Genomic DNA, 10,335 nt, shown 5'->3' with positions numbered 1-10,335 from the left:
ACAGCGGCGACGGCCTCATCCCTTCCAGCACCAGGGGTTGGGGCCATCCTCCCCGCTGAACACCGTCGGACCGGGGATCAACGCGCCGACTATCTGACGTTGGCCTCAACGCCGGAAGCCTGAACGACGGCCAAGTGTTAGCGGTAGTGTGCTGGCGTGGTCGGCTCTTCGATTCCCGCTGTGCTGCGCGAGCGCGCCAGTCTGGTCCCTAACGGTGCGGCAATCACCTATGTCGATTACGAGCGCGATTGGGCCGGCGCGGCGGAAACGCTGACATGGTCGCAGTTGTACCGGCGGATGCTCAACGTTGCCGAGCAACTCAGCCAATGCGGGGCAACCGGCGATCGGGCGGTGATCCTGGCACCGCAGGGACTCGAATATGTCGTTGGATTTCTCGGTGCGTTGCAGGCCGGGCTTATCGCCGTTCCGCTCTCGGTTCCCTATGGCGGCGCCCACGATGAGCGGACGGTGTCGGTGCTGGCCGACACGTCACCCGCCGTGCTTCTGACCACCTCCGCCGTCGTCGACAGTGTCGCCGACTACGCACAGCCGCAGCCCGGACAAACGGCACCATCAATCATTGAACTTGATTTGCTGGACCTGGAATCTCGGCAGCGGTCAAGCGGCTCTCGTGGCGCCGGTAAGGATGCGCCGGAAGCCCAGTATTTGCAATACACTTCGGGATCCACACGTTCACCGGCCGGTGTGGCGATCTCGAACAAAAATGTCTTCGCCAACTTCGCGCAGATGATCGCCGACTTCTTTGCGCTCGAGGGCGGGGTTGTCCCAGGAGACCTCACCGTGGTGTCTTGGCTGCCGCTGTATCACGACATGGGTCTGTTGTTAGGGGCCATCATGCCGATCCTGATCGGTGCACCCGTCGTGTTAACGAGTCCGGTGGGGTTCCTGCAGCGGCCGGCCCGATGGATGCAGTTGCTGGCGGACAACAGTTGCGCCGTTTCGGGCGGACCGAACTTCGCGTTCGAATTGGCGCTGCGCAAGACGTCCGACGACGACATGGCCGGGCTTGATCTCGGGCAGGTGCACAGCATCCTCAACGGCAGCGAGCGGGTACAGCCGGCGACCCTGAAACGATTCATTGACCGCTTCGCCCGGTACAACCTGGCTGCCAAGGCGCTGCGGCCGGCCTATGGGATGGCGGAAGCAACCGTTTACATAGCGACGCGTACGACGGGCGAACCACCCGAGATCGTCCACTTCGACTCCGAGAAACTGCCCACCGGTCAAGCGCAGCGGTGCTCGAGCCCAGGCGGGACACCACTGGTCAGTTATGGCGTCCCGGAGTCCCAGCTGGTGCGCATCGTCGATCCCGACACGAACATCGAATGTCCGGAGGGAACGGTCGGCGAGATCTGGGTGCAGGGTGACAACGTTGCGTGCGGCTATTGGCAGAAGCCCGAAGAGACCAAGCGCACGTTCGACGCCAGGATTGTCCACCCCTCGGGGGGCACACCCGAAGGTCCCTGGCTGAGAACCGGTGATTCTGGCTTCTTCTCCGGGGGTGAGCTGTTCATCATCGGACGCATCAAGGATCTCTTGATCATTTATGGGCGAAACCACTCGCCCGACGACATCGAGGCGACGATCCAGGAGATCACGGCGGGCCGCTGCGTGGCGATCGGGGTACCGGAAGGCGGCGCTGAGAAGCTCGTTGCCATCGTCGAGGTCAAAAAGAGGGGCGACTCCGACAAGGATGCGATGGACAGGCTGCGGGTGATCAAACGCGATGTCAACGCGGCGGTATACAAGTCACACGGACTGAGCGTGGCCGACCTCGTTCTGGTATCGCCCGGGTCGATTCCCATCACCACGAGCGGCAAGGTCAGGCGAGCACAGTGTGTCCAGCTATACCGACAACGTGAGTTCACCCGGCTGGACGGTTGACCCTATGTCGGCGGGCGGGGTCGCACGGGCATTGGTGCTGGCGGCCCCGCGCCGCCTGACCGTCCGGGAATTTCCGTTTCCGCCCATCGGCGAGGACGACGCGCTGCTGCGGGTCGAGGCCTGCGGGCTGTGCGGGACCGATCACGAGCAGTACACCGGCGAGCTGGCCGGCGGGTTCGCGTTCGTGCCCGGTCACGAGACGGTCGGGACCATTACGGCGATCGGGCCGCAGGCGGCGCGGCGGTGGGGGGTATCGGCCGGTGACCGGGTCGCCGTCGAGGTGTTCCAGTCGTGTCGTCGGTGCGCGCCCTGCCGTAGCGGCGAGTACCGGCGCTGCGTGCGGCACGGCCTGGCCGACATGTACGGCTTCATCCCGGTCGACCGGGCGCCCGGGCTGTGGGGCGGCTACGCCGAATACCAGTATCTGGCCCCCGATTCGATGGTGTTGCCGGTGGCCGATGAGCTCAGCCCGCAGGTGGCCACCTTGTTCAATCCGCTGGGAGCTGGAATACGTTGGGGAGTAACGGTTCCGGGCACCAAGCCGGGCGACGTGGTAGCGGTGCTCGGACCGGGAATCCGGGGGCTGTGCGCGGCGGCGGCGGCCAAGGAGGCGGGTGCGGCGTTCGTCATGGTCACCGGGTTGGGCCCCCGCGACGCCGGCCGGTTGGCGCTGGCGCCGCGGTTTGGGGCGGACCTGGTCGTCGACGTGGCCGCCGACGATCCGGTCGCCGCCCTGGCACAGCAGACCGGCGGGCTGGCGGACGTCGTGGTCGACGTGACCGCGAAGGCGCCGGCGGCGTTCGCGCAGGCGGTCGCACTCGCGCGTCCCGCCGGCACCGTCGTCGTCGCCGGCACCCGCGGCTTCGGCAGCGGCGCCCCGGGGTTTTCCCCCGACCTGGTCGTCGTCAAGGAGCTGCGGGTGCTCGGCGCGCTCGGCGTGGATGCCACCGCCTATCGGGCGGCCCTTGATCTGCTGGTTTCCGCTCGCTACCCGTTCGAGCAGCTACCCCGGCGATGTGTGCGGCTTGAGGAAGTCGAGGAGTTGCTGGCTACCATGGCCGGTGAACGCGACGGTGTCCCGCCAGTCCACGGAGTCCTCACACCATGACCTCACCCAGGAAGCCCAGCCGGGTTCCGCTGTTGCCGCTCGACGAGGCCAAGGCCGCCGCTGATGAAGCCGGTGTGCCCGACTACATGGCCGAGCTCAGCATCTTCCAGGTGTTGCTGAACCATCCGCGACTGGCGGCGGTCTTCAACGACCTGCTCGCCACCATGTTGTGGCATGGTGCCCTGGACCGCCGGTTGCGCGAGCTGGTGATCATGCGGATCGGCTGGCTCACCAAATGCGACTACGAATGGACCCAACACTGGCGGGTAGCTTCCGGGCTTGGCGTGTCCGCCGACGATCTGCTCGGCGTGCGAGACTGGCAGGAATACAACGGGTTCGGGCCCACCGAGCGAGCCGTGCTGGCGGCCACCGACGACGTCGTGCGCGACGGCGCGGTGAGCGCGGCGAGCTGGGCGGCTTGTGAACGCGAATTAAGCGGCGACACGAAAGTTCTCATCGAACTGGTCACCGCCATCGGCGCGTGGCGCATGGTGGCGTCGCTGCTGCACAGCCTTGAGGTGCCGCTGGAGGACGGGGTGTCCAGCTGGCCACCCGACGGGCAGGGGCCCGGGTAGCACCCGCGAACAGACGCAAACGCCCCCATTTTCGGGTCGAAAAGGGGGCGTTTGCGTCTGTTCGCGGAAGGTTGTGCGGCTCAGACGATCCGATAGGTTTGCACCGCGTGCGCGACGACGTTGCCGTCGGCATCGGTCGCGGTGATCTCGGTGAAGATGAGTTCCTTGCGGCGCCGCACCGTGCGGGCATGGCACAGCAGGTCACAGCCCTTGGCCGCACCGGTGTACTGGATGCTCATCGCGACGGTGGAGGCGCGTGCGCCCTTGTCGAAGTCGTGGTTGGACCAGGCGGCGGCCGCGCCGGCGGTGTCCATCACCGACGCGATCACCCCGCCGTGAAAGTAGGTGCCGTCGTTGGTGAGATTGGCGCGGAACGGGAGCCGGATCGTCACGTCGTCGGGTTCGTATCGTTCGAACACGATGCCGAGTCCGCCGATGAACGGCGTCCTGGTCATCAGGTCCCGCACGGCCTGGCGACGTGCGTGCTGTTGTTCGGCGGTCAACGGCTCGGCCATGGCGGCAAGATTACCGTATTCGATTGACATATCAATCAATAGCTCATAGCGTCGGTGCCATGCGGACCAGAGTGGCCGAAATGCTCGGCGTCGAGTTCCCGATCTGCGCCTTCAGCCACTGCCGCGACGTCGTGGCGGCGGTGTCCAACGCGGGTGGGTTCGGGATCCTGGGCGCCGTCGCGCACAGCCCCAAGCGGCTGGACAGCGAACTGACCTGGATCGAGCGGCAGACCGGCGGTAGGCCGTACGGGGTCGACCTGCTGCTGCCGCCCAAGTATGTCGGCGCCGAACAGGGCGGAATCGACGCGCAGCGGGTTCGGGAGCTGCTGCCGGCAGAGCACCGCGCATTCGTCGAGGATCTGCTGGCCCGCTACGGCATTGCCGCTCCCCCCGACCAGCAGCGCGCACCGTCTGGAGGTGGGCTCAACATCTCACCGAAAGGCTATGGGCCGCTGCTGGATGTCGCCTTCGCCCACGACATCAGGCTGATCGCCAGCGCGCTCGGGCCGCCGCCGCTCGACCTTGTCGAGCGGGCCCACGACCACGACGTGCTGGTGGCCGCGCTGGCCGGCACCACCCACCATGCGCGTCGGCACGCGACCGCCGGGGTCGACCTGATCGTCGCGCAGGGCACCGAGGCCGGCGGCCACACCGGCGAGGTGGCGACCATGGTGCTGGTTCCGGAGGTGGTGGACGCGGTGTCGCCCACGCCGGTGTTGGCCGCGGGGGGGATCGCCCGGGGCCGCCAGATCGCGGCGGCCCTGGCCCTGGGCGCCGAGGGGGTGTGGTGCGGTTCGGTGTGGCTGACCACCGAGGAAGCCGAGACGCCCCCGGTGGTCAGGGACAAGTTCCTGGCCGCAACCTCCTCGGACACGGTGCGGTCCCGGTCACTGACCGGCAAACCCGCGCGGATGCTGCGGACCGCCTGGACCGACGAGTGGGACCGGCCCGATAGCCCCGACCCCCTCGGCATGCCGCTGCAGACCGCGTTGGTCACCGAGCCGCAGATGCGCATCAACCAGGCCGCCAGTCATCCGGGCGCCAAGGCCCGTGAGCTGGCGACCTACTTCGTCGGCCAGGTGGTCGGATCGCTTGACCGGGTGCGGCCCGCGCGCACGGTGGTGCTCGACATGGTCGAGGAATTCGTCGACACCATCGGCCAGTTGGAGGCGCTCGTTGATCGGTGATCTCCGATGAGCGACACCGGCACCCGACGACGCCGGGCGGTCAGCGAGGACGAGAAGTCGCAACGGCGCGACGAGATCATGTCCGCGGCCAAAGAAGTCTTTGCCCGCAAGGGTTTTCATGCCACCACGGTCGCAGACATCGCCAAGCAGGCCGGTCTGGCGTACGGCTTGATCTATTGGTATTTCGACTCCAAGGACGCGTTGTTTCATGCCTTGATGGCCGTCGAGGAGGCCGCGTTGCGCGCTCATGTCGCGGCGGCGCTGGCCGCGGTCGCCGGGCCTCGCGACGCCGGGGCGCGCGATACCGGAAAAGAAGTGCCCTTTCGGGCCTACCTGCAGGCCTGTGTTCAGGCCACCTTCGAGTTTTTCGAAGCCGACCGGGCCACCGTCCGGTTGTTGTTCCGCGACGCCCATGCGCTTGGTGACCGATTCGAAAAGCACCTTGGTGGAATCTACGAGCGGTTCATCGACGACATCGAGGCCGGTGTCGTCGCCGCTCAAGAGCGTGGTGAGGTGATAACGGCCCCGCCCCGGATGGTGGCGTATACGCTGGCGGCGCTGGTGGGCCAGTTGGCGCACCGGCGGCTGAGCACCGACGACGGGGTCGCCGCGGCCCAGGTGGCGGATTTCGTGGTCTCGCTGGTGCTTGACGGGCTGCGCCCGCGCCCACCGGCGCCCGGGCTCGAGTCGACGACGGATTCGTCCGCTCTTTCGGCGCGTTGACCTCGGACGACAGCTGCGGCCGGGCAGGAAGGGAACCTGGGTAACCGCTGTCAACTTGGATGCCGAATGGGCACAAAATCGGCAACCTGGTCACGATGTCGTTGACCGAGTGGCATGGGTCGGGCATGATCGGTCGGGCAAGCACCTCGTTAGGTGAGGCGGCTACCCGAACACAGGCCACTGACCCCGAACGTCGAGAGACGCCCCGGGTCAGGACAGCTCCTCCCGGCTTAAGGGTTGAGCCCAGGTGGCTTCCGGTCTTCCCGGACACGTCGTGTGGTGCCAAAGCTCTGACGAGTGGGGTGCGGATCGCGGCAGTCGCCGCATTTCGGTACCCCCTGGTGTGCGCGGATCGTGTAGGTACCGCACGCGTCATGACCGTGAGGAGGTGAGGGACGAATGACTTCCGGTGATAGTCCGGATCGATATCCGGGCTCCGTCTCGTCCCCATCCGGTCTCCGGCCCGAGGTTCGCCGCTGAGTCGTGCCGCCAGCCAGCCTTCCTGGATTGGAACCGTTCTGGACGGGACCACGTCAGATCAGGTCAGTCCACTAGCGCTCGTTTCGAAACGTCCAGGAGGCGATCATGACCGCAGCTTTGAACGAAGTGGTAACCGCAGCACCCGCGCCGCGGCTGCACGTGGTGCGCGAGGAGGCCCCCATCGAGGCCGCCCAGAAGGTGACGCGGCGGCGTGACACCCGGCCGGTCATCGTCATCCGCGACCCGCTGGTGGACGGCGCCGCCGGCTTGCTGAGCATTCCGCTGCGGCACATGTACGCGGCGCTGTGGCGTATCGGCGTGCTCGACGTCCACGCCTAAGCCCAGCCGGCGATCCCACCGGTGGCGGGAGTCAAGTCGCTGCAGGCGATGGTGTGCCCGCCACCGTGATCGAAGGGGATCTCGCCACCGTGGTTCGGGTATGCGGGGCTTCGGTAGAATCGACCCAACGGCGTCGATCCGGCCATCACCGGGAAGCCTTCGGAAGAACAGCCAGCCTGGCCCAGTAGAACCGAACGGGTGGGCCCGTCACAGCCCGCAGTCGAGCGGTCACGCGTGAGCGTGGCAAGCGGGGTGGTACCGCGGCGTTCGCACACCAGCGTGGCGTCGTCCCCGGGCCTGAGCACAGGCGCGCAGCGCCGTTAACGGCACAGGGAGACGACGCACTTTGACCGAGAACGCTGACCGCCGGGCGTATCCGAAGCCGGCCGGCGGGGCACCCGACTTCCCGGCACTCGAGCTCGAGGTCCTTGACCACTGGTTCCGCGACGACACCTTCCGTGCCAGCATCGCCCGCCGGGAGGGTGCGCCGGAGTACGTCTTCTACGACGGGCCCCCATTTGCCAACGGCCTGCCGCACTATGGGCACCTGCTCACCGGTTACGTCAAGGACATCGTGCCGAGGTATCGCACCATGCGCGGCTATAAGGTGGAGCGCCGCTTCGGCTGGGACACCCACGGGCTGCCCGCCGAACTCGAAGTCGAACGCCAACTGGGCATCACCGACAAGTCCCAGATCGACACCATGGGCATCGCCGCGTTCAACGACGCCTGCCGGGCGTCGGTGTTGCGCTACACCGACGAGTGGCAGGCATATGTGACCCGCCAGGCCCGCTGGGTCGACTTCGACAACGACTACAAGACACTCGATCGGTCCTACATGGAGTCGGTGATCTGGGCGTTCAAACAGCTGTGGGACAAGGGCCTGGCCTATGAGGGCTACCGGGTGTTGCCCTACTGCTGGCGCGACGAGACCCCGTTGTCCAATCACGAACTGCGGATGGACGACGACATCTACCAAAGCCGCCAAGACCCCGCGATCACGGTCGGCTTGAAGGTGGTGGACGGCGAACTTGACGGCGCCTACCTGTTGGTGTGGACGACCACACCGTGGACCCTGCCGGCGAACCTCGCGGTGGCCGTCCATCCCGACGTGACCTATGTACAGGTCAGGGCCGGTGATCGTCGTGTGGTGCTGGCGCAGGCACGGCTGGCCGCCTACGCGCGCGAACTCGGCGATGAGCCCGAGGTGCTCGGCAGCTACCGCGGCGCCCAGCTGCTGGGCGCTCGGTATCTGCCTCCTTTCGCGTATTTCATGGACTCGCCCAACGCTTTTCGAGTGCTCTCGGGTGACTTCGTGACCACCGAGGACGGCACCGGCATTGTGCACATGGCACCGGCCTACGGCGAGGACGACATGGCCACCACCGACCCGGTCGGTATCGTGCCGGTCACCCCGGTCGACTCCAAGGGGCGATTCGACGCCACCGTCCCGGATTACCAGGGACAGCATGTTTTTGACGCCAACCCGGACATCATCCGGGATCTGAAATACCGGAGCGGGCCGGCGGCGGCCAACGGCGCGGTGTTGCTCCGCCACGAAACCTACGAGCACCCCTACCCGCACTGCTGGCGCTGCCGTAACCCGCTGATCTACCGGGCGGTGTCGTCATGGTTTGTCACGGTGACCAAATTCCGGGACCGCATGGTGGAACTGAACCGGCAGATCACCTGGTATCCCGACCACGTCAAGGACGGCCAGTTCGGCAAGTGGCTGCAGGGCGCTCGTGACTGGTCGATCTCGCGAAACCGCTACTGGGGCACGCCAATCCCGGTGTGGAAGTCCGACGACCCGGCCTATCCGCGCATCGACGTGTACGGCAGCCTCGACGAGCTGGAGCGCGACTTCGGGGTGCGGCCAACCAATTTGCACCGGCCCTACATCGACGAACTCACCCGCCCCAACCCCGACGATCCCACCGGCCGTAGCACGATGCGCCGCATCCCCGACGTGCTCGACGTGTGGTTCGACTCGGGCTCCATGCCGTACGCCCAGGTGCACTACCCGTTCGAGAACGAGGAGTGGTTCCAGGGTCACTATCCCGGCGATTTCATCGTCGAGTACATCGGGCAGACGCGTGGCTGGTTTTACACGCTGCATGTGCTGGCTACCGCGCTGTTCGACCGACCAGCATTCAAAACCTGTGTGGCGCATGGGATCGTGCTCGGTTCGGACGGTCAGAAGATGAGCAAGTCGCTGCGCAACTACCCGGACGTGACCGAGGTTTTCGAGCGCGACGGCTCCGATGCCATGCGATGGTTCCTGATGGCGTCACCGATTCTGCGTGGCGGCAACCTGATTGTCACCGAACAGGGTATCCGTGACGGCGCGCGGCAGGTGTTGCTGCCGTTGTGGAACGCCTACAGCTTCCTGGTCCTCTACGCACCCAAGGTCGGTGCCTGGCGCACCGATTCGCCGCATGTGCTGGATCGCTACATCCTGGCCAAGTTGGCCGCGCTGCGCGACGATCTCAGCCAGGCGATGGAGGTGTGCGACATCTCCGGGGCCTGCGACCAGCTGCGGCAGTTTACCGAGGCGTTGACGAATTGGTATGTGCGACGGTCGCGGTCACGGTTCTGGGAAGAGGACGGCGACGCAATTGACACGCTGCATACCGTGCTGGAGGTGACCGCGCGGCTGGCCGCGCCGCTGCTGCCGTTGACCACCGAGGTCATCTGGCGTGGACTCACGGGCGGGCGTTCGGTGCATCTGACGGACTGGCCACAGGCCGGCGAGCTGCCCGCGGACACCGACCTGGTAGACGTCATGGACCAGGTCCGGGAAGTGTGCTCGGCGGCGTCCTCGCTGCGCAAGGCCAAGAAGCTGCGGGTGCGCCTGCCGTTGCCGAAGTTAACTGTGGCAGTGAAGAACCCGCAACGGCTGAAGCCCTTCACAGATCTGATCGGTGACGAACTCAACGTCAAGCAGGTCGAGCTGACCGACGCGATCGACACCTATGGCCGCTTCGAGCTCACCGTCAACGCCCGCGCGGCCGGGCCCCGGCTGGGCAAGGACGTTCAGGCCGCCATCAAGGCGGTCAAGGCCGGTGAAGGCGTCGTCAACCCCGACGGCACCCTGACGGCGGGTCCGGCGCTGCTGCGGCCCGAGGAATACAGCTCCCGGCTGGTGGCGGCCGATCCGGAGTTCACGGTGGCCCTGCCCGACGGCGTCGGCCTTGTCGTCCTGGACGGCACGGTGACACCCGAGCTGGAGGCCGAGGGCTGGGCCAAGGATCGCATCCGCGAGCTGCAGGAGCTACGCAAGTCGACCGGCCTCGATGTTTCCGACCGCATCCGGGTGGTGATGTCGGTGCCCGCCGGGCGCCGAGACTGGGCGCTCACCCACCGTGACCTGATCGCCGGCGAAATCCTGGCCACCAGCTTCGAATTCGGTGAGCCGGCCGATCCGGTGGAGATCGGCGACGGTGTGCGGGTGTGCATCGCCAAGGATGAAGCGGCTGCCCGACGTGGGTGAACGGAGGGGA

At 66.6% G+C, this 10,335-nt stretch carries 8 protein-coding genes and 1 riboswitch; of the genes, 7 read left to right on the top strand and 1 reads right to left on the bottom strand.

Annotated features, from left to right (window positions below):
* Positions 1-156 precede the first annotated feature (156 nt).
* The 3 genes from G6N20_RS08245 to G6N20_RS08235 are packed head-to-tail and all read left to right on the top strand — an operon-like array spanning position 157 to position 3,588.
* Complete coding sequence (locus G6N20_RS08245) at positions 157-1,905, top strand: AMP-binding protein (protein ID WP_083045988.1); 1,749 nt, start codon at positions 157-159, stop codon at positions 1,903-1,905.
* 4 nt (positions 1,906-1,909) lie between these two features.
* Positions 1,910-3,013 (top strand): zinc-dependent alcohol dehydrogenase, encoded by a 1,104-nt coding sequence (locus G6N20_RS08240; RefSeq protein WP_083045989.1) that lies wholly within the window; start codon positions 1,910-1,912, stop codon positions 3,011-3,013.
* The gene (locus tag G6N20_RS08235) at positions 3,010-3,588 is read left to right on the top strand and encodes a carboxymuconolactone decarboxylase family protein (protein ID WP_083045990.1); all 579 of its coding nucleotides are present in this window, start codon (positions 3,010-3,012) and stop codon (positions 3,586-3,588) included. Before G6N20_RS08240 ends, G6N20_RS08235 begins: the two co-directional genes overlap by 4 nt.
* Before the next feature lie 80 nt (positions 3,589-3,668).
* On the opposite strand, the gene G6N20_RS08230 is transcribed toward G6N20_RS08235, so the two are convergent.
* Positions 3,669-4,103 carry a PaaI family thioesterase gene (locus G6N20_RS08230; protein WP_083046093.1) on the bottom strand — a complete coding sequence of 145 codons (435 nt, stop codon included), beginning with the start codon at positions 4,101-4,103 and terminating at the stop codon, positions 3,669-3,671.
* Between the two features lie 59 nt (positions 4,104-4,162).
* On the opposite strand from G6N20_RS08230, the gene G6N20_RS08225 reads away from it, so the two are divergent.
* The 4 genes from G6N20_RS08225 (at position 4,163) to ileS (ending at position 10,325) form a co-directional block, all read left to right on the top strand.
* The gene (locus tag G6N20_RS08225) at positions 4,163-5,290 is read left to right on the top strand and encodes an NAD(P)H-dependent flavin oxidoreductase (protein WP_083045991.1); all 1,128 of its coding nucleotides are present in this window, start codon (positions 4,163-4,165) and stop codon (positions 5,288-5,290) included.
* Positions 5,291-5,296: 6 nt separating this feature from the next.
* Positions 5,297-6,013 (top strand): TetR/AcrR family transcriptional regulator, encoded by a 717-nt coding sequence (locus G6N20_RS08220; protein ID WP_083045992.1) that lies wholly within the window; start codon positions 5,297-5,299, stop codon positions 6,011-6,013.
* Between the two features lie 138 nt (positions 6,014-6,151).
* A riboswitch (M-box (ykoK) riboswitch) is annotated at positions 6,152-6,322 on the top strand.
* Between the two features lie 276 nt (positions 6,323-6,598).
* Positions 6,599-6,832, top strand: coding sequence for an Rv1535 family protein (locus G6N20_RS08215; protein WP_083045993.1), 234 nt, complete (start codon positions 6,599-6,601; stop codon positions 6,830-6,832).
* A gap of 346 nt (positions 6,833-7,178) precedes the next feature.
* Positions 7,179-10,325: an isoleucine--tRNA ligase gene (ileS, locus tag G6N20_RS08210; RefSeq protein WP_083045994.1), complete on the top strand. Its 3,147-nt coding sequence runs from the start codon at positions 7,179-7,181 to the stop codon at positions 10,323-10,325.
* Positions 10,326-10,335 lie beyond the last annotated feature (10 nt).

It is taken from the genome of Mycobacterium shinjukuense (assembly GCF_010730055.1).
In the GTDB taxonomy this organism is placed as follows: Bacteria; Actinomycetota; Actinomycetes; order Mycobacteriales; family Mycobacteriaceae; genus Mycobacterium; species Mycobacterium shinjukuense.
This window is presented reverse-complemented; position numbering and strand designations above follow the sequence as displayed.

Coding starts and splice junctions, on each gene's coding strand:
- G6N20_RS08240 (WP_083045989.1), top strand. CDS start 1,910: ATGTCGGCGGGCGGGGTCGCACGGGCATTGGTGCTGGCGGCCCCGCGC.
- G6N20_RS08235 (WP_083045990.1), top strand. CDS start 3,010: ATGACCTCACCCAGGAAGCCCAGCCGGGTTCCGCTGTTGCCGCTCGAC.
- G6N20_RS08230 (WP_083046093.1), bottom strand. CDS start 4,103: ATGGCCGAGCCGTTGACCGCCGAACAACAGCACGCACGTCGCCAGGCC.
- G6N20_RS08225 (WP_083045991.1), top strand. CDS start 4,163: ATGCGGACCAGAGTGGCCGAAATGCTCGGCGTCGAGTTCCCGATCTGC.
- G6N20_RS08220 (WP_083045992.1), top strand. CDS start 5,297: ATGAGCGACACCGGCACCCGACGACGCCGGGCGGTCAGCGAGGACGAG.
- G6N20_RS08215 (WP_083045993.1), top strand. CDS start 6,599: ATGACCGCAGCTTTGAACGAAGTGGTAACCGCAGCACCCGCGCCGCGG.